The organism is Microbispora sp. CL1-1 (assembly GCF_012034195.1).
Taxonomy (GTDB): Bacteria; Actinomycetota; Actinomycetes; order Streptosporangiales; family Streptosporangiaceae; genus Microbispora.
The window spans coordinates 129,766-154,664 of the sequence record NZ_JAATEK010000012.1; the positions used below are offsets into that span (position 1 = coordinate 129,766).

Genomic DNA, 24,899 nt, shown 5'->3' on the forward strand with positions numbered 1-24,899 from the left:
AAGACTTTGCTGCAACTTCCAGAAACATTGCAGCCATTCCGTGACCCACCGGCGTAACAGGCGCGAAACGTGTGTCCGACACTGTTGGTGTCGCAATGAGAAGGAGGTGGTGGCGATGCTGCTGCGGCTGCGGGTCTCGCTCCCCGACCGGCCAGGGGTGCTCGGCCAGGTGGCGCGCGCGTTCGGGGTGATGGGCGCGGACATCCTCCAGGTGACCGTGCTGGAGCGGCAGTCGGGCCGCGCGGTCGACGACTTCACCGTCTCCTGGTCGGGCGTGTTCGAGCCCGGTGTGCTGCGCGAACGGATCGGTGTGGTCCCCGGCACGCGGGTGGAGGCCGTGTGGCCGACCCGCGAGGTGCCCGGATCGACCCCCGACTACGACCTGCTCGGCCACGTCGCCGCGGACCCCGACCGCGCGTACGTCACCCTCGTCGACGCGGTGCCCGACCTGGTCAGCGCCGAGTGGGCGGTGGCGGTCGACTCGGCCGACGGCACGATCGTCCACGGAAGCTGGCAGGCGCCGGAGACCGTCCCCGCGGCCGACCTCACCCCGCTGCGCGCCTCGGCCTTCGAGGAGGGCGGGCTGTATCTGGCGAGCGTGCCGATGGACGGGATCCACCTGGTGGTGGCGCGGTCTCAGGGGCCCGCGTTCCACCGGGCGGAGCTGGACAAGATCGTGCGCCTGGTGGGGATCGTCTCCGTGCTGGCCGGCGGCGTCAGCCGCACCGTCTGACCGGGGCTATCGTCTGACCGGGGTTATCGTGACCGGGGTTATCGTGACCGGGGTTATCGTGACCGGGGTTATCGTGACCGGGGTTATCGTGACCGGGGTTATCGTGACCGGGGTTATCGTGACCGGGGTTATCGTGACCGGGGTTATCGGCGCGGAGGGTCGATGCGGTTGCCGTCCATCGTGAACAGCATGAGCCGGGAGACGTCGACGGCGACCCGGCCGGCGTCGCCCGCGCGCCACACGGGCCGGTTGCCGAGCCGGACGATCAGGTCCGCGCGGCGGTGCGTGCCCGACTGCGAGAGCGGCGGCGGCTCCTCTTCCTCCACCGCGGCCGAGCCGTTCAGCAGGCGGCGCATCATCGACCGGGCCTTGCCGCCGCCCGCCGCGCCGTTGAGCTGGCGGCGGTCCGGAGGCTCCGGCACGTTGACGGCCGGGATCCCGGCCTCCAGGTAGGCGAGCCACTCGTGACCGTGATACTCCAGCGTCCTGACCCGGCCGAAGAAGGTCGGGCCCTCCGTACGCTCCGGCACCGGCACCAGCCCGTCCGGCCGGATCCCCACGATGATCTGCATGCCCGTGTGCTGCGACACCGCGTACGCCCGTGGATCGGTCCAGGGCATCGTGATCTGGTGAGGGCCGAAGTCGAGCATGATGAACTGGTTCTGCGGGGTGCGCACGGTCGCCGCGAGCAGGTTGAGCTGCTGGGAGTTGAGGAACGCGGCGGTGAACGCGGTCGCGGGGTCGTTGTAGACCTGCGCCGGCGTGCCGATGTCCTGCAGCACGCCGCGGTTCATGATGGCGATGCGGTCGGCCAGGGTGAGGGCCTCGACCTGGTCGTGCGTGACGTAGATGGTGGTGACGCCGAGCGAGCGCACCAGCGACGAGATCTCCATGCGCAGCTCGGTGCGCATGCCGGCGTCCAGGTTGGACAACGGCTCGTCCATCAGGAACAGCGAGGGCTGGCGCACGATGGCGCGGCCCATCGCCACGCGCTGGCGCTGGCCACCGGACAGCGTGCCCGGCCGCCGGTCGAGCGTCTCGTCGATGTGCAGCGCCCGCGACAGCTCGACGACCCGCTGCTTGACCATCGTGGGGTCCGCCTTGGCGATCTCCAGCGGGAACGACAGGTTGCCCCGCACCGTCCGGTGGGGATACAGCGCGCCGTTCTGGAAGACCATCGCGACGTCCCGGTCCCGGGGCGCGAGGTTGTTGGCGAGCTGTCCGCCCAGCCACAGGTCACCGGAGGTGATCTCCTCCAGCCCCGCGATCATGCGGAGCAGCGTGGACTTACCGCAACCTGACGGTCCCAGCAGGACGAGGAGCTCGCCCTCGTCCGCGCGCAGGTTCATGCGGTCGACCGCGAGGTACCCCCCCGGGTAGATCTTCGTCACGTTGTCGAGGACGACGGTGCTCATGCGCGCTCGTTCCTCCCGGGCAGGCACGCCCGGATCCCCAGCCTTCGGTGTGAATGATGAGGTAGTACATCGCGTCACGGGCACTCGTGTCCATACGTGTCGTGAAAGATCCGGCATCTACATGCAACTTCTCGTTACATGTGACTTTCTCATTGCTAAAGATGGCTGTCAGGGTCGCGTTGTGACCTCCTTGCGGCCCTCTTCGGCGCGTCAAATGTAACGAAATTGCTGAAAGTTTCTGCAACGTCTTTCATCCTGCTCGCACCCCTGTTACGTTCCGCTCAAATCCCCCTGAGCAAGGAGTGCGACTCACATGAGGCGAGTCCTCACGTCCGCGGCGGTGGCCGCGGCGCTCGCTTTGGCGGTCACCGCCTGTGGCGACGGTTCCGGCGACACCGGAACGGCCCCGGCCAAGAGCGCCGCCCCCGCCGAGGTGTCCGGAACGGTCACCTGGTGGGACACCTCGGACGCCACGACCGAGGCCCCGGTCTTCCAGGAGATCATCAAGGACTTCGAGGCGAAATACCCGAAGATCAAGGTCAACTACGTCAACGTGCCGTTCGCGAACGCGCGGGACAAGTTCAAGACCGCCGCGCAGTCCGGGGCGGGCGCGCCGGACGTGCTGCGCACCGACGTGGGCTGGGTCGCGGAGTTCGCGTCGCTGGGCTACCTCGCGCCGCTCGACGGCACCCCGGCAGTCGACAAGCCCGAGGAGTTCCTGCCGGTCCCGGCGGCGAGCGGCAGGTTCGACGGCAAGACGTACGGCGTGCCGCAGGTGACGGACACCCTCGGCCTCCTGTACAACAAGGAACTACTGAAGAAGGCGGGCTACGACCAGCCTCCGGCGACGATGGCCGACCTCAAGAAGGTGGCGCTCGACGTCAAGTCGAAGACCGGAGCGGGCGGCCTCGCCCTCAACGTGGACGCCTACTTCCTGCTTCCGTTCATCTATGGCGAGGGCGGCGACTTCGTCGACGTCCAGAACAAGAAGATCACGATCTCGTCTCCGCAGAGCGTGGCGGGGGTGAAGATCGTCGAAGACCTGATCACGTCCGGCGCCGCCGTCAAGCCCGCGCTGCAGGACAGCTACACGAACGCAGAGACCGCGTTCAAGGACGGCAAGGTCGCGATGATCTTCAACGGCCCGTGGTCCAACGCGGACAACCTCGGTGGCAAGGTGTTCAAGGACAATCCGGACAACTTCGGCGTCGCCCCGGTTCCGGCCGGCTCGGTGAAGGCGGGCTCGCCGCTGGGCGGCCACGACTACACCGTGTACGCGGGCTCGAAGAACCTGGACGCGTCCTACCTGTTCGTCCAGTTCATGGCCAGCGCGGAGAGCCAGGCCAAGGTCGCCGGCAAGCTCGGCCTGCTGCCGACCCGCCAGCCCGCCTACAGCGCGCCCGAGGCGACGGCCAACCCCAAGATCGCCCAGTGGCAGAAGCCGATGGAGACGGCCGTCGAGCGTCCCTGGATCCCGGAGGCCGCCTCGCTGTTCCAGCCGCTGGTCGAGGGCTACCAGAAGCTCGCGGGCGGGCAGACGACGACCGAGCCCATGCTCACGGACGTCGCCACCGCCTACCAGGGCATCCTCAAGGGCTGGAGCCTGTAGGCGATGACGGCTGACGTCGTCGCGACGAGAAGGGCCGCGCCCCGTCCGGGGGCGCGGCGCCTTCTGTCGCGCCACTGGTACGCCTGGGCGATGACCGCGCCGGTCGTCATAGTGACGCTGGTGCTCGTCGGCTACCCCCTCGTGCGAGGCGTGTACCTGTCGCTCACCGACGCGACCGAGGGCAACATGGGCCGCACGATCGGGATGAACGTCATCCCGTCCACCTACGAGTTCGTGGGCCTGAAGAACTACACCGACATCCTCACGTCCGCGGAGTTCCTCGGCCGGCTCACCTGGACGATCGTGTGGACCGTCGTCTGCGTCGCCCTGCACGTGAGCATCGGCCTGGGCCTGGCGCTGCTGCTGAACCGGCCCATGCGGCTGCGGTCGCTCTACCGGATCCTGCTCGTGCTGCCCTGGGCCGTGCCGGCCTTCGTGTCCGCGTTCATCTGGCGCTACCTGCTGAACGGCGAGTTCGGCGTGGTCAACGCCATGCTGCGGGCCGCGGGGTTCGCCGGCGTCAGCTGGCTCGACGACCCGTTCTGGGCCAAGGTCTCGGTGATCGCCTGCAACGTGTGGCTGGGCGTGCCGTTCATGATGCTCGCGCTGCTGGGCGGCCTGCAGGCCATCCCGCGCGAGCTGTACGAGGCCGCCGAGGTGGACGGCGCCACGCCGTGGCAGCGCTTCCGCCACATCACGCTGCCGGGCCTGCGCCCGGTGTCGAGCACGGTCGTGCTGCTCGGCACGATCTGGACCTTCAACCAGTTCCCGGTCATCTTCCTGCTGACCAGGGGAGGACCGGGCGGAGCCACGGAGATCCTCGTGACGTACGCCTACCGCCAGGCCTTCGAGGGCATCAGGAACTACTCGGGCTCCGCGGCCTGGGGCATGGTGATCCTCGCGCTGCTCGTCGTCATGGCCACGGTCTACCGGCGCGCGCTCAGGCAGCAGGGGGAGGCATGGTGAGCCGGGCCGCTCCCGCCGCCGCGTGGAGCCGCGACAGGCGCAGCCCCGGCAGGTCGATCGCCCTGCATCTCACGCTGATCGCGGCGAGCATCGTGTCGGTGTTCCCGGTCGCGTGGCTGGTGCTGACCTCGCTCAAGCCGCGGACGGTCATCGAGACCGCCTCGGTCGCGCCGATCGACCACCCCACGCTCGCCAACTACACGCAGGTCCTCGGGGAGACCCGGTTCCTCACCTGGGCCGCCAACTCCGTGATCGTGTCGCTGACCACGGCGGTGCTCGGCGTGCTGCTGTCGGCCACGACCGGCTACGCGGTCAGCCGTTTCCGCTTCCCCGGCTTCCGCTCGGTGATGTGGATGCTCCTGATCACGCAGATGTTCCCCGTGGCCATCCTGATCGTGCCGATCTACAACCTGATGGCCGGGCTCGGGCTGATCAACCAGTTCCCGTCGCTCGTCATCGCCTACCTCACCTCCACCGTGCCGTTCTGCGCGTGGATGATGAAGGGCTACTTCGACACCGTCCCCGTGACGATCGACGAGGCCGGCCGGGTCGACGGCCTGACCCCCTTCGGCACGTTCTGGCGGCTCATCCTGCCGCTGGCCAAGCCCGGCCTCGCCGTGGCCGCGTTCTACTCGTTCATCACCGCCTGGGCGGAGGTCGCGTACGCGACCGCGTTCATGACGGGTGACGACAAGTACACGCTCGCGGTCGGCCTGAGCCAGTTCGTCGGCCAGCACAAGGCGGAGTGGGGCCTGCTGACGGCCTCGTCGGTGCTGATCGCGATCCCGGCGGCCGTCGTCTTCCTGCTCGTCCAGCGCCACCTCGTGACCGGCCTGACGGCCGGCGCGACGAAGGCGTGACCCTATATGAGAATCGGGGGATCCCAATGACCGAACTCGCCGTCCAGCCGTCCGCGGTCTCGACGCGGTGGTGGCGCGACGCGGTGATCTACCAGGTGTACGTCCGCAGCTTCGCGGACGGCAACGGTGACGGGATCGGCGACCTGCTCGGCGTGCGCAGCCGCCTGGGCTACCTGTCCGACCTCGGCGTGGACGCGATCTGGCTGACGCCGTTCTATCCCTCGCCGATGGCCGACTTCGGATACGACGTGGCCGACTATCGCGACGTCGATCCGCTCTTCGGCGCGCTCGCGGACGCCCAGGCGCTGATCGCCGACGCCCACCGGCTGGGCCTGCGGATCATCGTGGACGTGGTGCCCAACCACACCTCCGACCGCCACCCCTGGTTCGAGGCCGCGCTGAAGGCCGGGCCGGGCAGCCCGGAGCGGGAGCGCTACATCTTCCGGGAGGGCAAGGGCGCGTCCGGCGAGCTGCCGCCCAACGACTGGGAGTCGATCTTCGGCGGGCCCGCCTGGACCCGCGTCGAGGACGGCCAGTGGTATCTGCACCTGTTCGCGCCCGAGCAGCCGGACCTCAACTGGGAGCACCCGGAGGTGCACGAGGAGTTCGCCGACGTGCTGCGGTTCTGGCTCGACCTCGGCGTGGACGGCTTCCGCATCGACGTGGTGCACGGCATGGTCAAGGCGCCGGGCCTGCCCGACGTGGGCGCCCGGGGCCAGGCCGAGATGATCGGCGCGCAGGTCGTGCCGTTCTTCGACCAGGACGGCGTGCACGAGATCCACCGGGCCTGGCGCCGCATCCTCGACTCCTACGAGGGCGAGCGGATCGGGGTGGCCGAGGCGTGGGCGCCCACCCCCGAGCGGCTGGCCAACTATGTCCGCCCCGACGAGCTGCACCAGGCGTTCAACTTCCACTTCCTCAAGACGCCCTGGGACGCGGCGCTCTTCAAGGAGGTCATCGACGAGTCCGTGCGCACGGCGGCGCTGGTGGGCGCGCCCTCGACCTGGGTCCTGTCCAACCACGACGTCAAGCGGCACGTCACCCGCTACGGCGGCGGCGAGCGCGGCCTGCGCAGGGCGCGGGCGGCGGCGCTGCTCATGCTGGCGCTGCCCGGCTCCGCCTACATCTACCAGGGCGAGGAGCTGGGGCTGCCCGAGGTGCTCGACCTGCCCGAGCAGTACCTCCAGGATCCGCAGCGGCTGCGCGACCCCGACAGCGGGCGCGACGGCTGCCGGGTGCCGCTCCCGTGGACCGCCGCGGGCGAGCCGCCGTACGGCTTCACCCCGCCGGGCGTCTACGAGAGCTGGCTGCCGATGCCGGCCGACTGGCGCGACCTGTCGGTGGAGGCGCAGCTGCGCGACGGCGCGTCGATGCTCAGCCTCTATCGGGCCGCCCTCGCCCTCCGGCGGGAGCACCCGGAGCTGGGCGACGGCACGCTGACGTGGCTCGACAGCCCGCCCGGCACGCTCGCGTTCCGGCGCGGCGACTCGTTCGCCTGCGTGATCAACATGACGCGGGAGTGGGTGGAGACGGAGGCGCCCGGCGACCTGCTGCTGGCCAGCGGAGGGCCCGAGACGTCCGGCGAAAACGTGCGGCTCGCTCCCGACTCGGCCACCTGGTGGACCGCGAGGAATGTCTAAAGTAATGCTCATGAACAACACACGGCTCGCCGACATCGCCGCCCAGGCCGGAGTCAGCGAGGCGACGGTGAGCCGTGTGCTCAACGGCAAGGCGGGGGTCTCCCCGGCCACCCGCCAGGCCGTGCTCACCGCTCTCGACCTGATGGGCTACGAGCGGCCCCAGCGGTTGCGCCAGCGCAGCAACGGCCTGATCGGCCTGGTGATCCCGGAGCTCGGCAACCCGATCTTCCCGGCGTTCGCCCAGGCGATGGAGAAGTCGCTGATCCAGCACGGCTTCACGCCGATCCTGTGCACCCAGGAGCCCGGCGGAGCCCCCGAGGACGAGTTCACCGAGATGCTCCTCGACCGGGGCGTGTCCGGCATCGTCTTCGTCTCCGGCCTGCACGCCGACACCACCGCCAGGATGGACCGCTACAACCGCCTCACCGACCGCGGGCTGCCGATCGTGCTCGTGGACGGCTACAACGAGGCCATCCCCGCGCCGTTCATCTCGCCCGACGACCGGCTCGCGGCGCGCCTGGCCGTACAGCACCTGGTGGACCTCGGGCACGAGCGCATCGGCCTCGCGCTGGGACAGCGGCGCTTCGTCCCGGTCATCCGCAAGATCGAGGGCTTCCGCCAGGCGATGGCGCAGCTGCTCGGCCTGGCCGACGTCGACGACCTCATCCAGCACTCGCTGTTCTCCGTGGAGGGCGGGCAGGCCGCCGCCTCGGCGCTGCTCGACCGGGGCTGCACCGGCATCTTCTGCGCGAGCGACCTCATGGCGCTCGGCGCGATCCGCGCCGCCCGCGAGCGCGGGCTGTCGGTGCCCGGCGACGTGTCGGTCGTCGGGTTCGACGACTCGCCGCTGATGGCGTTCACCGACCCGCCGCTCACGACCGTGCGCAAGCCGATCGTCGCGATGGCGGCCGCCGCCGTCGAGACCCTGCTCGAGGAGATCGGCGGCACTCCCGCCAAGCACGTCGAGCTGGTCTACCAGCCCGAGCTCGTGGTGCGCGGCTCCACCAGCTCGGGCCCGCTGGTCAACCGCTGAGCCCCTGCCGGGGTCTCGCCTTCCCCGGCCCGGCGGCCACGCGAGGTCGCCACGCCGGGCTCTCCCGACCTTCCGCGGAGCGTTGCCAATGACCGATCATCCCATCGACGTCCTGGTCGTGGGCGGCGCCGGCGTCGACACGACCGTCTACGTGCCCGAGCTGCCCCTGCCGTACGCCGACACCTACGCCGTGCCGCCCGTGGTGGACCGGATCGGCAACACCGGCGCGGGGGTCGCGCTCGGCTGCCACGCCCTCGGCCTGCGCGTGAAGTTCGTCGACCTCATCGGCGACGACCCGCAGGGCGCGCTGATCCGCGGCCACCTCGCCGCCCGTGGCGTGGACTTCGCCCACGCCCCGTCGGAGGCGGGCACCCGCCGCAGCGTCCTGCTCGTGGACCCCGGCGGCAGGCGCCTGTCGCTGTTCGACCCAAGGGCCGTCCCCGGCCAGCGGATGCCGCGCGACCTCTACCTGCCCGCGCTCCGGTCGGCCCGGCACGTCCACGTCTCGATCGTGGACTTCGCCCGGCACGTCTACGCCGACATCCCCGACGGCACGACGGTCTCGACCGACCTGCACGACTGGGACGGGAAGAACCCGCATCACGAGGATTTCGCCTACTCCTCCGACGTGGTCTTCCTGTCGGCGGCCAGGCTCGGCGGGCGGCGCGAGGAGATCATGCGGGCGATCGCCGGGCGGGGCCGCGCGTCGGTGGTCGTGTGCACGGACGGGGCCGCGGGCTGCCACGTGCTGGCCGGAGGGCGGATCCGCGCCTTCCCGGCCGCGCCGCCTCCCGGTCCCGTGGCCGACAGCAACGGCGCCGGCGACGCGTTCGTGTCCGGCTTCCTGTACGGACGCCTGACCGGCCGGCCCCTGGAGGAGTGCGTACGGCTGGGCGCGGTGGCCGGGGCGCACGCGTGCACCGCGGAAGGCACGCACGAGGACCCGATCGGCCCCGACGCCCTGCTGCGCGCGCTGTCCTAAGGCTGCCCGTCAGGCTGCCCGTGAGGCTGTGCGCGGGGGTTGGTTATGGGGTGACGCCGGGCTCGCCACCGCAGGTGAGCGGTCGCGGGCCCGGCACCCATGGACGTGTCCGGGTCGCGGTCACGAGCATGGCCGCCGGCTCCGCCGAGGGAGGAAGGACGGACCGGCGAGCTTGAGGAGCCCCGGAAAGCGCCCGGGGGCGGGGCACTCGGGACCCGGCATGGCTGGGAGCGAACCCAGAGACCGGGGAGTGCTCGGGGCCCCGGCGCGGGTGGGAGCGCTCTGGAACCCGGAAGCGCTCAGGGACCCGGATCCGCTCAGGGGCGTAGCGCTCAAGGACGCAGCGCGGCGGCCTCGGACGCGAGCTTCTCGATCCTGGCGAAGTCGCCCGCCGCGACCAGGCTGCGCGGGGTGAGCCAGCTCCCGCCGACGCAGCCGACGTTCGGCAGGGCGAGGTAGGCCGGCGCGTTCGACGGGGTGATCCCACCCGTGGGGCAGAACCGCACGTCGGGCAGCGGGCCGCCCAGCGACTTGAGATACGCGACGCCGCCGGCCGGCTCGGCCGGGAAGAACTTGAGCTCGCGCACACCGCGCTCGGCCAGCGTCATCGCCTCGGTGGCCGTGGCGACGCCCGGCAGGAACGGCACGCCCGAGGCGAGCATGGCCGCGAGCAGGCCGGGCGTGGTGCCGGGGGAGACGAGGAAGCGGGACCCGGCCTCGACCGCGGCCTCCACGTCCTCGGGCGAGCGCACGGTGCCCGCGCCGACCACGGCCTCCGGCACCTCGGCGGCGATCCGCCGGATGGCGTCGAGTGCGGCCGGGGTGCGCAGCGTGACCTCGATGACCGGCAGCCCGCCCGTGACCAGGGCCCGGGCGAGGGGGACGGCGCTGTCCACGTCGTCCAGGACGACCACCGGGACGACCGGCGCGAGGTCGAGAAGGTTGCTCATACCAGCTCCACATCGGGATTTCGTTGGGCGAGCCAGGCGGCCGCACCCGTCAGCGCGGGCTGCTCGGCGGTGATCAGGACGGTGGCGATCGCGGCGGCGTACTCCGTCAGCGCCGGCGCGGTCGTCTCGAACCGGGCCCGGAACGCGCTGCCCGGGATCCGCGAGAGCAGGCGGGGCAGCACGCCGCCGCCCAGGTATACCCCGCCCCGCGCGGCGAAGGTGAGCGCCACGCCGCCGGCGAAGCTGCCGAGCATGGCGAGGAAGACCTCCACGGTCTCGGCGCACAGCGGGTCGTCCGAGGAGGTGATCTGCGCGGCCGTGCGGTCCTCGGGCGTGACGCCGCGCACGAGCGCGAGCCCGCGGTGCAGGCGCGGCAGCCCGGTGCCCGACAGCAGGTGCTCGGCGTCCACGTACGGCAGGCCGTCCGCGCGCACCGCCCGGACGATCTCCATCTCCAGGTCGGTGACGGCGGGAGCCGCGATGTGCCCGCCCTCGCCGGGCACCGGCTGCCACCCCTCCCGTACGGGCACGAGACCGGCCACCCCGAGCCCGGTGCCGGGCCCGAGCACGACCTTCGTCAGGCCGGCCGTCGGCGGCGGGCCGCCGAGCGGCACGAGGTCGTCCCCCGCCAGGTGCGGCAGCGAGATCGCCAGCGCCTCGAAGTCGTTGAGCAGCACCGTACGCGGGATGCCGAGCTCCTTGACGGACCCGGTCCATCCCGCGTTCGTCAGCCGGTATCGGTCGTCCTCGACCGGACCGGCGATCGCCAGGCACGCGGCCCCCGGCCGAACTCCGCCCGCATGGTCTGCGAGATAGGCGGCTACGGCATCGGCAAGGCCGAGATGCTGGGAAACGTCGAGTACGGCTACCGCCTCCGGCTGCCCTCCGTGCCGGGTCACCAAACCGAACCTGGCGTTGGTTCCGCCGACGTCCGCGACCAGCCAGGGAAGGCTCACGCGGCACCTCCGAAGACGCTCGCGCCGCGCTCGGCCGGGCCGACCGTGCGGCGGAACGAGGCGAACAGCTCGCGGCCGGTGCCGGCCCACTGCTCGTCGGTCAGCGGGGCGCCTTCCGGCGTACGACCGGTGAGGTCGGCGAGCACGGTGAGGGTGCCGGCGGCCGAGTCGAGGCGGATCACGTCGCCGTCGCGCAGCAGCGCGATCGGCCCGCCGTCGGCGGCCTCGGGAGACAGGTGGATCGCCGCGGGGACCTTCCCCGAGGCGCCGGACATGCGGCCGTCGGTGACGATGGCCACCTTCTGGCCGCGGTCGAGCAGGACGGCCAGCGGTGGGGTGAGCTTGTGCAGCTCGGGCATGCCGTTGGCCCGGGGGCCCTGATAGCGGACGACCGCGACGAAGTCCTGCCCGTCGAGCTCGCCCCGCTCGAACGCGGCGAGCAGGTCGAGCTGGTCGTCGAACACCTTGGCGGGGGCCTCGATCACCAGGTGCTCGGGCTTGACGGCGGAGACCTTGCTCACCGCCCGGCCCAGGTTGCCCGTCAGCATGTGGATGCCCCCGTCGGGGGAGAACGGCTCGGCGACCGGCCGAAGGACGTCGGTGTCGGTGCTGGGCTCGGTCCGCTCGTCCCACACCAGCGCGCCGTCCTTGAGCGTGGGAGCCGAGCGGTAGAGGCCGAGTCCGCGCCCGGCGACCGTGAGCACGTCCTCGTGGAGCAGCCCGGCGTCGAGCAGGTCGCCGATGAACACCGCCATGCCGCCCGCGGCCTGGAAGTGGTTCACGTCCGCCTGGCCGTTGGGGTACATGCGGGTGATCAGCGGCACGACCTTCGACAGGGCCGCCATGTCGTCCCAGGTCAGCTCGATGCCGGCGGCCGCGGCCATGGCGACCAGGTGCATCGTGTGGTTGGTGGAGCCGCCGGAGGCCAGCAGCGCGACGACCGCGTTGACGATCGCCTTCTCGTCCACGACCTCGGCGACGGGCGTGTACTCCGCGCCGTGCGGGGTGATCGCGACCGCCCGCCGGGCCGCCGCCGCGGTCAGCGCGCGCCGCAGCTCGGTGTGCGGGTTGACGAACGTCGCTCCCGGCAGGTGGAGGCCCATGACCTCCATGAGGAGCTGGTTGGAGTTGGCGGTGCCGTAGAACGTGCAGGTGCCGGGGGAGTGGTAGGACGAGGCCTCGGCGTCGAGCATCTCCAGTCGGCCGATCTTGCCTTCCGCGAAGGCCTGCCGCGCCCTGGCCTTGACCTTGTTGGGCAGGCCCGAGGTCATGGGCCCGGCGGGGACGAATATCGCCGGCAGGTGCCCGAAGCGTAAGGCGCCGATGAGCAGTCCCGGGACGATCTTGTCGCAGACCCCGAGCAGCAGGGACGCGTCGAACATGTCGTGCGACAGCGCGATCGCGGTCGCCATCGCGATCACGTCGCGGCTGTAGAGCGACAGCTCCATGCCGGCCCGGCCCTGGGTGACGCCGTCGCACATCGCGGGCACGCCGCCCGCCACCTGTGCCACGCCGCCCGCCTCGCGGACCGCCCGCTTCAGCTCCGGCGGGTAGGTCTCGTACGGCTGGTGCGCCGACAGCATGTCGTTGTACGAGGTCACGATGGCCACGCCCGGCTTCGCCGTACCACGCAGGCCGATCTTGTCCTCGGCAGGTGCGGCGGCGAAGCCGTGGGCCAGGTTGGCGCAGCCGAGCCGCCCCCGGGCCGGCCCCCGCTCACGCAGTTCGGCCCCGGCGCGGCGCACCCGCTCCAGGTAGGCCTCGCGGCTCTCGCGGCTGCGCGCGACCACGCGTTCGGTGACCTCGGTGATAACGGGGTGCGTCACGGAAGGTTCTCCTCCTGCCGGGGCCGCCGCGAGGCGGGGTCCAACTCGCCCCGGATCCTTCGTCCCGGGACGTGTGCCCGGCCTGACGTCCGGTCTTCGACCCGTTGATCGGGCACCAGGTGTCGATCGGGCACGGAAGGGACAGTATCGGGAAGTTATGCGACTTTTCAAGCCGACTTTTGTAACTTCGAATGAATAAGTCATTGAACTTAGGTGAGCTTCTGTGCTTCACTTACGCTCGATGTCACGTCTAGCCACGACCGGCGAGGTCCTCCAGCTCATCCGGAGCGGGGAGGCGGTGACGCGCGCCGACATCGGCCGTGTGACGGGCCTGTCCCGCCCGGCCGTCGCGCACCGCGTCAGCGACCTGCTGCAGCGCGGGTTGATCGTGGAGGACGCCGAGGGGCCGTCCACCGGCGGCCGCCCGCCCATGCGACTGCGCTTCGCCACCTCCGGGGGAGTCGTCCCGGTGGCCTCGCTCGGCGCCCGCCGTACGCAGATCGCGCTGTGCGACCTCGCGGGCGAGGTGCTGCACCGCACCGACCTGGACATCGACGTCGAGGAGGGGCCGGGCGTCGTCCTGCCCCTGCTCATGGACACCTGGGAAAAGCTGCTCGACGGGCGCGACGACGTCGTCGGCATCGGCCTGGGCGTGCCTGCGACCGTGGAGTTCGCCGCCGGCCGGGTCGAGAGCGCCCGCGTGATGGCGAGCTGGACCGGCGTGGTGATCCCGCCGATCATCGCCGAGCGGTTCGACGTGCCGGTGCTCGTGGACAACGACGTGAACGTCATCGCGATGGGCGAGCACCGGGTCGTCTACGCCTCGGAGCTCGACGACCTGCTGTTCGTGAAGGTCTCCACCCGCATCGGCGCCGGAGTCATCTCCGGCGGCGGCATCCTGCGCGGCGCGCTCGGCGCGGCCGGGGAGATCGGGCACATCCCCGTGCGGGACGGCGGCGGAGTGCTGTGCCGCTGCGGCAACCTCGACTGCGTCGACTCGGTCGCCAGCGGCACCGCCATCCTGCGCGACCTGCGGGCGAAGGGCCGCGACGTGATGTCGCTCGCCGACGTGACCGCCCTGGTCCGGGCAGGCGACGCGGAGACCATGGCCGTGGTGCGGCAGGCCGGCCGCTGGCTGGGCGAGGTCATCTCCGGTGCGGTCAACCTGCTCAACCCCGCCGTCGTGGTCCTCGGCGGCGACGTCGCCGAGATGTTCCAGCCGCTCGTGTCGGGCGTGCGCGAGGTCGTCTACCGGCGCTCGACCCAGCTCGCCACCCGCAGCCTGCGCATCGAGCGCAGCCGCCTCGGGCCCGGCGCCGGCATCACCGGCTGTGCCCTCATGGTGCTCGACCACGTCCTGTCGGCCCAGGCCGTCGACGCCGCCGCCCGCTGAAGTCCGCCGTCTGGCAGAGCGGCGTTGTCGGGCGGAGTGACGCTGTTGGGCGGAGTGCGCCGGCGAACACATGGCCTTCGTCGCGGCGCCCGTGAGCGGCTCGCCTGACAGGAGGCCGGACGGAACCCTGCCGCGAAGCCGCACATCACAGGATCACGCGGTTCGCGGGGTGCGCAAGGAGTGCCACGTGTTGGCCGGGCGGGCGTGATGCTCAGGGCGTGATGCTCAGGGCGGGATGCTCAGGGCATGGTGCCCGGGCAATGCCCGGCGAATGGCCGGTGGACGCCCTGGTTCGCCACGCGGGCAGCCAGGAGAGTGGAGCCATGACCGGTGCATGCACGCCGACGCGCGGCGGGGAGCGCCGCTGTTTCCCCGCTCCGGCGTCGCCGACGTGAAGGTCCGCACGAGGCGGTCCTCCGGAGACGGTACGGCGCTCCGCGGACCGCTGACAGCCGCGACGACCGGCGCCGGTCACGCCTGACGGATGCGATCGGAAGGACGACATCATGACCGTGCGCTCCTTGACGAAGACGACCATCGGACTGGGTGCGGCGTTCGCGCTGATGGCGGGGGCCATCGCGAGCGCAACCCCAGCCAATGCGCAGGTGCGGGGGGAGGTGCGGCGGGCAGTGGGGGTGCAGGGGGATGCGGGGGTGCACCCGGAGGTGGGGGTGCAGGGGGAGGTGGGGGTGCAGGGGGAGGTGCAGACGCAGGTGAGGGCGGAACCTGCCACGGCCGGGTTCGCGCCCGCCGTGAGCTGCTCGATCTCGCTGCCTCCGTCGGGCTCCTTCCTGGAGGCCACCTACTCCCAGCCCAACGCGTGCGGGAAGTGCGTGGCCGCGGGCAGCGCATATGAGGCGACCGGGAACTACCGCGCCTACTGCCGGAACCTCCGTGACGGCGGCACCGTCGTCGCGGTCCAGCTCTGGCTCTTCTGCGTGGTCTGCAGAAGCGGTGAGCCGCTTGCCAGCCGTGACCGTGATGGCCTGAGACCGCCACCCGCGGCGCGCTTCCCCGGTGACGTTCGGGAAGCGCGCCGCGGGTCGTCACGTCGGCACCGGCCGCAGGTGTCCGGGTGACCGGAACTGGGGTGACCGGCATGGGCTCGGTGATCAGTGCCAGGCGTCCAGACGCGACCGCCACCGGTGCGACCGGCAGCGGCACGCGGATCCGACCCGCACGGAGGCGGCCTCACTGTCTTGCCGGACCGGTTCGCGGCACGCGGCCGCGGCGAGCAGGGCCCGCTCCCGCCCGTCCAGGCCCAGCGCCTCGGCCAGCCGCCGAAGCGACGCGCTGCGGGGCCGCCCCACGGCGTCGCCCTCGATCCTGCCGATGGTGCGGACGTTGACGCCCGCCCGGTCGGCGAGCTGCTCCTGGGTCAGCAGCGCGCGCTCCCGCCAGGCCCGGATGAGCGCCCCCAGGCTTCGAGGCTCCTTTTCACGTATGGGTGTCGTCCGTTTCATGGCTCGACTCTCCCGGCGGCCCGAGCATGCGCCAAGGACGGCTGCGGCGGCAGGTCCGGAATCTTGGACTGTCCGTCCGTCACCCCGCCCCCGCCACGGCGAGGCGGGCACGCGACGCGGTCAGAGGCGGGGACGCGATGTGGTCAGAGGCGGGGACGCGACGCGGTCACGGGCGGAGAGCCGCCAGGTCGACGTGCCGCAGGCGGCCCGGATCGTCGATCATCTCGATCGCGGTGATCTTGTCGTGATCGAAGGTGAAGGCCAGCGCCCCGATGAGGCGTCCTTGCGGGACGATCGCGAGGCCAACGGCGCCGTCCACCAATGCGGGCCGTACGAACCGGGCGGCACGCGAGAAGGTGAGCGCGTGGGCGCCCACGGCTCGCGCACCCCGCACCGGCTCCGCGTCGCCGTCCCTGAGCAGGACATCGGGATCGAGCACGGCGAGCAGCCCGTCGAAGTCACCATGCCGCAGCGCGGCGAGGAAGGCGTCCACGACCCGCCGCTGCCGGGCGATGTCCACCTGCCGGGGCGGGGTCGCGCCCACGACCCGTCTGCGGGCCCGGCTGGCGAGCTGACGGGCGGCGGCGGGGGACCTTCCCACGATGTCGGCGATCTCGCCGAAGGGCACGGCGAAGACGTCGTGCAGGACGAAAGCGAGCCGTTCGGCGGGGGCGAGACCGTCGAGCACGACCATCAGCGCGGGACCGATCGAGTCGGCCAGCAGGGCCTCGGCTTCGGGATCTCCCGCGTCGTGGGCTTCGGCGGCGGGCTCGGCGGTGACGTCGGGAAGGGGTTCCTCACGGCGGTTGCGGCGCGCGCGGAGCATGTTCAGGCACTCCCGGGCGACGACGGTGGTCAGCCAGCCCGCGAGGTTGGCCACGCCGGCGGTGTCGGCGCCGCTGAGCCGCAGCCACGCGTTCTGCACCGCGTCGTCCGCCTCCGCGTGCGAGCCCAGCATCCGGTAGGCGACCGCCCGCAGGTGGGGCCGCTGCTCCTCGAAGCGTACGGCCAGCCCGTCTTCGTCCATCGGTCACATCCTTCCGCCGCCGGGGTTCATGGCGATGAACCCGGACCCCGCTCGGATGTGACAAGGAGCATCTCATGGCAACGATTTCGAGCAGCACCAGGAACTGGGCACGCGTGCGCGCGGCCGGCTACTGGACGTCCACCGTGGCGGTGACGGCCGAACTGGCGATCGGCGGCGTCTGGGACATCGCGCGGATTCCGTACGTCAGCGACCTGGTGACGCACCTGGGCTATCCGTCCTACTTCCTGGTGCTGCTGGGCACCTGGAAGGTGCTCGGGGCGATCGCCCTGCTCGTCCCGCGTTGCGCGCTGGTCAAGGAGTGGGCCTACGCGGGCGTCTTCTTCACCTACACCGGGGCCGTGGTCTCCCACCTGACCACCGGGTACGCCGTGGGCGAGGTGTGGGTGCTCTCCATGCTGACCGCGCTCACCGCGGTGTCCTGGGCGCTGAGGCCCTTCGGCCGCCGCACCGGCGGTCTCGCTGAGCGGTGACGGTGTGCCGCGTCGGGCGTCTTGCCGTGCGGTGACAGGGTGCCGCGTCGGCCGTCTTGCCGTGCGGCGAGAGCGTGCCGCGCCGGCCGTCTTGCCGTGCGGTGACAGGGTGCCGCGTCGGCCGTCTTGCCGTGCGGTGACAGGGTGCCGCGTCGGCCGTCTCGCCGTGCGATGAGAGCCTGCCGCGTCGGCCGTCTTGCCCCGTGGTGAGACGGTCGGCGGCGGCGTGGCCGGTTCGAACGCCGTCAATAGGAGCGCCAAGGCCGGGTAACGGAAATGTCCCCGGGGGGCACTAGGCTCTGTGCCGATCTTTCAGTGCCTCCCAGGAGTTCTTCGTGCGTGAACGTGTCCGCCGTCTGATCGAGTCGCCGCGGTTCCAGCAGGTGATCACGGTGGTGATCCTCTTCAACGCGGCCACGCTGGGCGTCGAGACCTCGGCCGAGGCGACCGCCCAATACGGCACGGAACTGCATGTCGCCGACCACGTCGCCCTGTACATCTTCGTGGCGGAGATCCTCGCCAAGATCTACGTCTACCGGTGGCGGTTCCTCCGCGACGCCTGGAACGTCTTCGACCTGCTGATCATCGGCTTCTCGTTCCTCCCCACGGCCGGGGGCCTGTCGGTGCTGCGGGCGCTACGCGTCCTGCGGGCACTGCGGCTCATCTCGGTCGTGCCGTCGCTGCGGCGGGTGGTCTCCGCGCTGCTCACCGCCATCCCCGGCATGAGCTCGATCGTCGTGCTGCTCGGCCTCATCCTGTACGTCGCCGGCGTCATGGGCACCAAGCTGTACGGCGCCGCCGCGCCCGAGTATTTCGGCGACCTGCCCACGTCGCTGTACACGCTGTTCCAGGTCATGACGGGCGACGGCTGGTCGGAGATCAACCGCCAGCTGATGGAGAGCCACCCCTCGTCGTGGATCTACTTCGTCATCTTCGTGCTGGTCTGCACCTTCGTCGTGCTGAACCTCTTCATCGCGGTCGTGGTGAGCGCGATGGAAGAGGAGGCCAGGGACACGGACGACCGCTCGACGCTGGCCGAGCTGTCGGCCCTGCGCGAGGAGATCAGGAGCCTGCGTGAGAGCCTCGGCGAACGGGTGCCCTCCTGATATCCCCGTGCCCTCCTGACATCCAGGGCCGCCAGCCGATGATCATCGCTTGCTAGACTCCGCCCATGCGGCTTCCGACGGACGCTGAGCTCCGCGCACTGCACGCGAGACACGCGCCGACGGAGGAGGCGTTCGACCTCGTCTACACGCACTGCGAGATCGTCTGCGCTATCGCCTTGCAACTGGCCGACCGCGCCGACCGCGCCGGGCTCGACGTCGACGCCGACGTGGTGCGGGCCGGAAGCCTCCTGCACGACGTCGGCGTCTACCTGCTCTACGACGAGGACGGGCGGCTCGACCACGCCGGTTACGTACGCCACGGAGTCCTCGGCCACGAGCTGCTCCGCAAGGAGGGCTTCCCCGAGAGGCTGTGCCGGTTCTGCTCCCACCACACGGGCGTGGGGATCAGCCGGGACGACGTGCTGCGACAGGGCCTGCCGCTGCCTTCCCGCGACTACCTCGCGGAGTCGGCCGAGGAACGGCTTGTGATGTTCGCGGACAAGTTCCACAGCAAGACCGACCCGCCGAGGTTCGTCACCGCGGACACCTACGCGGCCCATGTGCGCCGCTATGGCGACGACAAGGCCGAGGCGTTCGCGTCGATGTGCGCCGCCTTCGGTGTCCCCGACCTGCGGCCGCTCGCGGCCGCGTACGGGCACGAGATCGTGTGACCGCGACCGGCAGGGGCCGTGGGGCCACCGGATTCGTCCGCAGTGCTCCGGCCTTCAGTCCGGTAGAGGTGCCGCGCACGCGGCACGGGCTGGAGCCCGGCCTTCAGGCCGGCGAGCGCGTCACGGGGTCAGGACGATCCTGCCGAACACCTCTCCGGCGTCCATCTTCCGGTGCGCCAGCACGGCCTGCTCCAGCGGCAGCACCTCGTGCACCACGGCGTGCAGCGCGTCGCGCCCCGCGGCGGCGAACTGCTCGATCCGTACGGCACGCCGGTCGGAGGCGGCAACGGTGTCGGCGCTGAAGGTGGCGAAGGACAGCGACTTCCGGAACGCGGCCATCATCGTCGTGCCGAAGTCCGCCGGAGGCTGCCCTCCGACCACGCCGACGACCACCAGCCGGCCGTTCGGGTTGAGCCTGTCGAGGAAGGAGGGCAGGTCCGGACCGGCTACGACGTCGATGACGATGTCGTAGCCCGTGGGAGCGTCCTCGCCGCCCTCACCGGAGCGGTCCAGCACGTGGGTCGCGCCGAGCTTGCGCAGCCGCTCGCCGCGCTCGGCCGACGAGGTGGTGACCGCCACCGCACCGGCGCCGCCGCGAGCCGCGAGCTGTACGGCCAGGATCCCTATGCTGCCCGCCGCGCCGCGCACCAGCACCGACTCTCCGGGGGCGAAGTGGGCGTGGGCGAGGGCGAAGTGGGCCACCACACCGGAGCTGCCGAGCGTCACCGCGTCGACGGCGGACAGGTCCGCGGGAAGGGGGACGATCTCCTCGACCGGGGCGACCGCCTGCTCGACGTAGCCGCCGCCCACGCCGGTGGACGCCCACACCCGCTGGCCGATCCATGAGGTGTCGACGTCGTCGCCGACGGCGATCACGGTGCCCGCCACCTCGCCGCCGGGGATGTGGCCTTCCGTGAAACCGTAGGCGGCCAGAGCGCCGCTTCGGATCACGGCGTCCACGCCGCCGACGCCGATCGCCTCCGTGGCGATCAGCACCTGCCCGGCGCCCGGAACCGGGGCGGGGAGGTCGATGACGGCCAGACCTTCGGGAACTCCGAACGCCTTGATCGCGACTGCCTTCACTGTTGTCTCCGTGTTTGGGGATCGATCGGTCCGGGGCGGCTCAGTGCGCTTGCGGGCCGTCCCGGGGAAGCGCGGAGCTTCCACGCCTCGGACGCTAACGAACTCCGCCGTCCCGGCGGCCGAAGTGAGAACGGTGCGCGACCACTTGACTCGGATCCCGCGTCGCGACGCTCCAACGGTCCGCGAACGCATGCGCGAGCACCCGGCGAGCAGCATGCAAGAACGGTTGAGGGTGCGGCCCACGCTCTCGCCACCAGGCGGTGCTCGGATCCCGCGTTCCGACGCTCCGGATGGTCGTGAACGCATGCTCAAGCACGTGGCGAGCAGCACGCGGGAACGGTTGAGGGTGCGGCCTACGCTCTCGCCACCAGCCGGTCGATCTGGACGTCGAGCGGAGGCGCGCCGAGGCGGTTGTCGACCTCCTCGTACGGCACGGCGGGCGGCTCGTCGACGCGGATGGCGCGCAGATATTCGGCGAAGTTCTCCAGCTTCTGCCCGTCCCTGGCGAGGCCTCGGCGGAGAAGCCGCTCACGCAGCGTCGGGCCGTCGGAGCGGATCCAGATCAGGTGTACGTCCGGCCCGCCCAGCGCCTCCACCCACGCGTGCCAGAGCGCCGCGTCGTGCACCTGGGAGGTGAAGGGCCCGCCGAGCATCACCGGGCACCCGTGGGAGCGGATCTCCCTGGCCGTCGCCGTCATGCCGGCGTACTCATGCCGTTTGACGTGCTCGTCATACCACGGCCCCTCACGCTCGCCCGTGGGCCTGCCGTACGCCGCGAGTGTGGCCTCGACGAAGCCGCCGTACATCGTGTCCTTGTCGAGCAGGGCGGGCACGGGGTCGAGACGGGCCAGCAGCAGCTCGCAGACGGTCGACTTGCCCGCGCCCGGCGGACCGGACACCACCCAGACGGGAGCGGTCATCGCGGCGGCCCGTAGGGCTCGATGGGCGGATCGGAGTAGGGCCCGCCGTCCGCCGCCCCGCCGTCCACAGCCCCGGCGTCCGAGTCGCCGACCCGCCGGCCGGCCTCCTCCGTCACCCGCAGGACGTACAGGTCCGTGCGGGGATCGACCGGCACCAGGCCGTAGCCGGTGTCGACCTCGTCCTCGGCGAGGCCGAGTCGCCGCATCGCGGTCTCCAGCGTCGCGGGCGCGGTGAGCCGGACGGTGATGAGCACCTCGGCCACCGGCCCCGCCTCCCTCTGCTGGACGTCTCGTCACCGGACGGCGCGGCGGCCCCAGGCCGCTTTCGTCGCACACCGCTTCCGCGGCCCGCATGACTCAGGCCGTTTTCGCGGCGCCGCGTTGTTCAGCCCGCTTCCACGGCGCTGTGTCTGCAGACCGCCTTGGCGGCGCTGCGTTGTTCAGGCCGCCTTCGCGGCGCTGCGTTGTTCAGGCCGCCTTCGCGGCTCGGCGGCGCAGCGCGGCGATGATGCCGGCGGCGTCCACCACGCCGTACCCGTAGTCGTGGTCATACCCTACGGCACTGCGATCATCGGCCGTCCGGCGGAGCAGCGTACGGAGCTGGGCGGGCGACAGCACCGTGGCAGGCCAGCGGGAGCGTACGGCGGCGACCAGCCCGGCCGCGACAGGGCAGGCGGCCGAGGTGCCCGAGTCGGGCTCGTCGTCGCCGAGCGCACCAGACCCGGCGAAGTGCGTGTAGGCGCAGAAGTCCGGCTTGCGCTTGGTCAGCCGGCCGGGGCCCTGCGAGGAGTAGCCGACCCGCATCCCCGCCGTGTCGACCCCGCCGATCGAGAGCACGCTGGGGTGGGAGTTGGCCCCGACGATGGGCCGGTCGGGGAAGGCGCACCTGCTGTCGCGGCACTGCGTCCCGCAGTTGCCCGCGGCGAACAGGATGTCCGCCCCCGCTTCGGCCAGGCTGCCGACGATGAGGTTGAACGGATGGGCCGCGTTGTCCGAGTAGTTGCCGGGGTGTCCGGGCGGGAAGTCCCAGCGCGGAGAGAACGACCCCCAGCTGTTGGTCACCACGAGCGCCCGCGACTCGGCGGGCTGGGCGTCGAGTACCTCGCGCAGGTGCGCGTACGCGGCGATGGCGTCGGACAGCAGGCCGTCGAGCGTCGAGCCGCCCTGCCGCCGCGACAGCAGCACGGGCACGTCCACCAGCGACGCCTTGGGCGCGGCGATGAGCGCGTCGAAGGCGCACATCGAGCCGTGGTCGACCGCGAAGTCCCCCGGGGTCCCGGAGACGCCCTCGGGGCTCCAGCTCCGTTCGTGATCCACCGTCACGTCCTGCCCGCGGGCGGCCTTGACGTACGCCGCGTTGATGCCGGTGTCGACGACCGCGAGGCTGACGCCGGAGCCGTCCAGCCCCTCGGCCGTCAGGTCGGGCACGCGCAACAGCCGTTCGACGTCGTGCCAGTCACCCACGGCCGGGTCGCCCCCGCAGGTGAGCGAGGTCTCGATCACCGGGTCGGCGTACACCGCGACCACGTCGCGGCGGGTCGCGGGCAGGAGGGCGACCCTGCTGGTGACCTCGTCGTCGGCGATCTCCCCGCGGACCACGACCGAGGCGTCCTGAGGCGCCATGGAGAAGACCAGCGGCTGGTTGAGCGACAGCGGGTCGCCGCCGGGGGATGCGGGCATCGGGCGAGGCACGGCCACCGGGGCGTACGAGTGGTCGAGGACCACCCCGGGCAGGCCGTCGGCCACGTCCGACGCCGCCGCGGGGACCGACGGGTCGGCGACGGCGGCGACCAGGTCGGGGGACGGACGCAACTGGATGAGTACGCGCACGACGAGTCCACTCCGTTACTGTGCGGATCGTGACTGGGTGGATGCGTTACGTGACAACCATGCTGCATCGGGAAGGCGGCGTCCACGCCTTCCCGTAAAAACGGCCTGGTGTCGCCCGGTGGGGACTCCTGGCCGGAAGCCCCGGTCTGAAAGCCCCGCTCAGCAGCACTCCGTCCGGCAGCACTCCGTCCGGCAGCACTCCGTCCGGCAGCGCTCCGTCCGGCAGCGCTCCGTCCGGCAGCTTCGGCCGAAAGCGCCGGCCCGGCAGCCCGCGCCCGAAGGCCTCCGGCCGGGCAGCCTCGGCTCGGCGGCCCTCGGCCGGAAGCCTCCGTCCGATGCCTCCGCTAGGCGGTTCTCGCGGCGGTAGGTTCGCGGTTCTGGCTCAGCCGCGCCGTCTCAGAAGCCGCAGAGCTCCGAGAGGTTCTTGGCCGCCTTGTCGTTCGTGGTGGGCGTCGCGCGGGGGCTCGCCCCGGCGACCACCGGCGTACGGGAAGGGGACGGGCTCGGCGACGCGGACGGGGAGTGCGAGCCGGAGGGAGTGGCGGACGCCGCCGATCCGGCGGACGTCATCGGCGAGGCGGTGGCCGCGACGGTGCCCCGCTCGGCCATCGACTCCCGGATCGCCTCCCGGGTCAGCTTCCTGATCTTGACCCAGTCCGGGTTGCCGGTATAGATGAGCGGCGGCACGAACTGAAGGCTGGTGATCTTGGCGTTGCGCACCTTCATGCCGAGCGGGACGAGGTGCTCCAGCAGGTCGCGGGGGATGTCGGTGCGGAACAGATGCCGAGCAGCCGAGGCGATCTTGTTGAAGTTCGCGAGCACCGTGGCCGGGGTGACCTGCTGGGCGAGCGCACCGATGACGCAGCGCTGGCGGGCCATGCGGGAGAAGTCGTCGCTGTCCACCCGCGAGCGGCCATACCAGAGCACCTCCTCGCCGTTGAGCGTCCGGTAGCCGGCCTTGATGGTGCCGGCGGTGCCGAACTTGCCGCCCCACTTGATGTCCTGCTGGACCCGGATCTTGAGCCCTCCGACCGCGTCGATCAGGGCCGCGAAGCCGTACATGTCGACCATCGCGTAGTAGTCGATGTGCAGACCGAGGGTGTAGCCGATCGCGTCCTTCAGCGCCTGCGCGCCCCTGTTCTTGCCGCCCATGATCTGGGGGTTGTTGTCGGCGTAGTACCAGACGGAGTTGAGCAGGCCCTGCCCTTCGGCGTTGAAGCCGTTCGGGAACACCTTGTGAAGGGGGCTGCTCGCGGGGAAGCGGACGTACTGGAGGTTGCGCGGCAGGCTGAACAGGACGGTGTTGCCGGTGGCGATGTTCACGCTGGCCACGGTCATCGAGTCGGTGCGCACCCCGATCCGGTTGCCCGCCGCGTCGCCGCCGATCAGCAGGAAGTTCACGCGCGTGCGGCCGTTCCACGGGTCCTCGGCACGTACGGGGACGGGGGTCGAGCCCTCCGCCGGAGCCGTGACGTCGTCGAGTAACTGGCTGGCCGTTCTGATCGTGTTCGCGGTGAAGGCGAACGGGGCCATCACGGCCACGCACAGGACGCCCGCGACGACGCCCGACACCACCTGGCCGGTCTGCGTCAGGCGCTGTGGCCGCAGGGCGACGAACGACAGGAGCACGAGAGCGAACCAGGCGAGCGCGCACACGGCGGCTCCGGCCATGACGGCGGTCATCGTGCTGCCGCGCAGCGCGACCCCCGCGTTGTCCTTCAGGCGCAGGACCAGGATCACCAGGGCGACCAGCACGACGCCGAACGTCGCCAGCAGCGCGATCCCGGTGCGGCGGTTGCCCGCCCGCAGATGGGCCGCTCCGGGCAGGACTGCCGACAGCGCCGTCCAGCCGATCAGGGAGGCGGTCGTCAGCGGAGGGCCGAAACGCGGCTGTCCGCCGCGCGGGGCCGTCGTGGGCGGCGCGCCCAGGGGCGGCATGCCGTCC

The 24,899-nt window shown here is 71.5% G+C and carries 23 protein-coding genes; 12 read left to right on the forward strand and 11 right to left on the reverse strand.

All coding sequences use genetic code 11. The features are described from left to right. Window positions 1-115 precede the first annotated feature (115 nt). Entirely contained in the window at window positions 116-733 is a 618-nt protein-coding gene (locus HCK04_RS17135) for an amino acid-binding protein (RefSeq protein WP_142648392.1), read from the forward strand. Between the two features lie 143 nt (window positions 734-876). Here HCK04_RS17135 and HCK04_RS17140 read toward each other — a convergent pair whose 3' ends face one another. Further along, the gene (locus HCK04_RS17140; protein WP_142648331.1) at window positions 877-2,148 is read right to left on the reverse strand and encodes an ATP-binding cassette domain-containing protein; all 1,272 of its coding nucleotides are present in this window, start codon (window positions 2,146-2,148) and stop codon (window positions 877-879) included. Between the two features lie 313 nt (window positions 2,149-2,461). On the opposite strand from HCK04_RS17140, the gene HCK04_RS17145 reads away from it, so the two are divergent. From HCK04_RS17145 to HCK04_RS17170, 6 genes are all read left to right on the forward strand, one after another. Next, window positions 2,462-3,757, forward strand: a complete 1,296-nt coding sequence (locus HCK04_RS17145; RefSeq protein ID WP_142648332.1) for an extracellular solute-binding protein — start codon at window positions 2,462-2,464, stop codon at window positions 3,755-3,757. 3 nt (window positions 3,758-3,760) lie between these two features. Next, entirely contained in the window at window positions 3,761-4,723 is a 963-nt protein-coding gene (locus HCK04_RS17150) for a sugar ABC transporter permease (protein WP_142648333.1), read from the forward strand. After that, entirely contained in the window at window positions 4,717-5,583 is an 867-nt protein-coding gene (locus tag HCK04_RS17155; RefSeq protein WP_142648334.1) for an ABC transporter permease subunit, read from the forward strand. Before HCK04_RS17150 ends, HCK04_RS17155 begins: the two co-directional genes overlap by 7 nt. Before the next feature lie 26 nt (window positions 5,584-5,609). Next, window positions 5,610-7,223 carry a glycoside hydrolase family 13 protein gene (locus HCK04_RS17160; RefSeq protein ID WP_142648335.1) on the forward strand — a complete coding sequence of 538 codons (1,614 nt, stop codon included), beginning with the start codon at window positions 5,610-5,612 and terminating at the stop codon, window positions 7,221-7,223. Window positions 7,224-7,233: 10 nt separating this feature from the next. After that, window positions 7,234-8,256, forward strand: coding sequence for a LacI family DNA-binding transcriptional regulator (locus tag HCK04_RS17165; RefSeq protein ID WP_142648336.1), 1,023 nt, complete (start codon window positions 7,234-7,236; stop codon window positions 8,254-8,256). A gap of 88 nt (window positions 8,257-8,344) precedes the next feature. Further along, window positions 8,345-9,238 carry a PfkB family carbohydrate kinase gene (locus HCK04_RS17170; protein ID WP_142648337.1) on the forward strand — a complete coding sequence of 298 codons (894 nt, stop codon included), beginning with the start codon at window positions 8,345-8,347 and terminating at the stop codon, window positions 9,236-9,238. Between the two features lie 332 nt (window positions 9,239-9,570). Here the strand turns inward: HCK04_RS17170 and eda are convergent, their stop codons facing one another. From eda to edd, 3 genes are read right to left on the reverse strand one after another with little or no spacing between them, the layout of a single operon-like run. Continuing rightward, on the reverse strand, window positions 9,571-10,188 hold the full coding sequence (gene eda, locus HCK04_RS17175) for a bifunctional 4-hydroxy-2-oxoglutarate aldolase/2-dehydro-3-deoxy-phosphogluconate aldolase (RefSeq protein WP_142648338.1): 618 nt from the start codon (window positions 10,186-10,188) through the stop codon (window positions 9,571-9,573). Next, complete coding sequence (locus HCK04_RS17180; RefSeq protein ID WP_142648339.1) at window positions 10,185-11,144, reverse strand: glucokinase; 960 nt, start codon at window positions 11,142-11,144, stop codon at window positions 10,185-10,187. Before HCK04_RS17180 ends, eda begins: the two co-directional genes overlap by 4 nt. Continuing rightward, window positions 11,141-12,970, reverse strand: a complete 1,830-nt coding sequence (edd, locus tag HCK04_RS17185; RefSeq protein WP_142648340.1) for a phosphogluconate dehydratase — start codon at window positions 12,968-12,970, stop codon at window positions 11,141-11,143. Before edd ends, HCK04_RS17180 begins: the two co-directional genes overlap by 4 nt. Window positions 12,971-13,211: 241 nt before the next feature. Here edd and HCK04_RS17190 point away from each other — a divergent pair, with 241 nt between their 5' ends. Both HCK04_RS17190 and HCK04_RS17195 read left to right on the forward strand, forming a co-directional pair. After that, entirely contained in the window at window positions 13,212-14,363 is a 1,152-nt protein-coding gene (locus HCK04_RS17190) for an ROK family transcriptional regulator (RefSeq protein ID WP_142648341.1), read from the forward strand. Window positions 14,364-14,869: 506 nt separating this feature from the next. Beyond that, on the forward strand, window positions 14,870-15,442 hold the full coding sequence (locus tag HCK04_RS17195; protein ID WP_168066000.1) for a hypothetical protein: 573 nt from the start codon (window positions 14,870-14,872) through the stop codon (window positions 15,440-15,442). A 33-nt stretch (window positions 15,443-15,475) separates the two neighbouring features. Here HCK04_RS17195 and HCK04_RS17200 read toward each other — a convergent pair whose 3' ends face one another. Together HCK04_RS17200 and HCK04_RS17205 are read right to left on the reverse strand one after the other, a co-directional pair. Continuing rightward, a complete protein-coding gene (locus HCK04_RS17200) occupies window positions 15,476-15,826 on the reverse strand; it encodes a helix-turn-helix transcriptional regulator (protein WP_142648342.1) in 351 nt (116 codons plus the stop codon). 166 nt (window positions 15,827-15,992) lie between these two features. Continuing rightward, window positions 15,993-16,853 carry a sigma-70 family RNA polymerase sigma factor gene (locus HCK04_RS17205; RefSeq protein WP_142648343.1) on the reverse strand — a complete coding sequence of 287 codons (861 nt, stop codon included), beginning with the start codon at window positions 16,851-16,853 and terminating at the stop codon, window positions 15,993-15,995. 74 nt (window positions 16,854-16,927) lie between these two features. Here HCK04_RS17205 and HCK04_RS17210 point away from each other — a divergent pair, with 74 nt between their 5' ends. The 3 genes from HCK04_RS17210 (at window position 16,928) to HCK04_RS17220 (ending at window position 19,121) form a co-directional block, all read left to right on the forward strand. Continuing rightward, window positions 16,928-17,344 carry a DoxX family protein gene (locus HCK04_RS17210; RefSeq protein ID WP_205830359.1) on the forward strand — a complete coding sequence of 139 codons (417 nt, stop codon included), beginning with the start codon at window positions 16,928-16,930 and terminating at the stop codon, window positions 17,342-17,344. Window positions 17,345-17,679: 335 nt separating this feature from the next. Then, the gene (locus HCK04_RS17215) at window positions 17,680-18,450 is read left to right on the forward strand and encodes an ion transporter (RefSeq protein WP_142648344.1); all 771 of its coding nucleotides are present in this window, start codon (window positions 17,680-17,682) and stop codon (window positions 18,448-18,450) included. A gap of 65 nt (window positions 18,451-18,515) precedes the next feature. After that, window positions 18,516-19,121, forward strand: a complete 606-nt coding sequence (locus HCK04_RS17220) for an HD domain-containing protein (protein ID WP_142648345.1) — start codon at window positions 18,516-18,518, stop codon at window positions 19,119-19,121. Window positions 19,122-19,241: 120 nt separating this feature from the next. Here HCK04_RS17220 and HCK04_RS17225 read toward each other — a convergent pair whose 3' ends face one another. From HCK04_RS17225 to HCK04_RS17245, 5 genes are all read right to left on the reverse strand, one after another. Beyond that, window positions 19,242-20,204, reverse strand: coding sequence for a zinc-binding dehydrogenase (locus HCK04_RS17225; RefSeq protein ID WP_142648346.1), 963 nt, complete (start codon window positions 20,202-20,204; stop codon window positions 19,242-19,244). 353 nt (window positions 20,205-20,557) lie between these two features. Beyond that, a complete protein-coding gene (locus tag HCK04_RS17230; protein ID WP_142648347.1) occupies window positions 20,558-21,124 on the reverse strand; it encodes an AAA family ATPase in 567 nt (188 codons plus the stop codon). Then, a complete protein-coding gene (locus HCK04_RS17235) occupies window positions 21,121-21,387 on the reverse strand; it encodes a hypothetical protein (RefSeq protein WP_260617309.1) in 267 nt (88 codons plus the stop codon). Before HCK04_RS17235 ends, HCK04_RS17230 begins: the two co-directional genes overlap by 4 nt. Before the next feature lie 205 nt (window positions 21,388-21,592). Continuing rightward, entirely contained in the window at window positions 21,593-22,954 is a 1,362-nt protein-coding gene (locus HCK04_RS17240) for a S8 family serine peptidase (RefSeq protein WP_142648348.1), read from the reverse strand. Window positions 22,955-23,350: 396 nt separating this feature from the next. Then, the gene (locus tag HCK04_RS17245; protein ID WP_142648349.1) at window positions 23,351-24,892 is read right to left on the reverse strand and encodes an LCP family protein; all 1,542 of its coding nucleotides are present in this window, start codon (window positions 24,890-24,892) and stop codon (window positions 23,351-23,353) included. Window positions 24,893-24,899 lie beyond the last annotated feature (7 nt).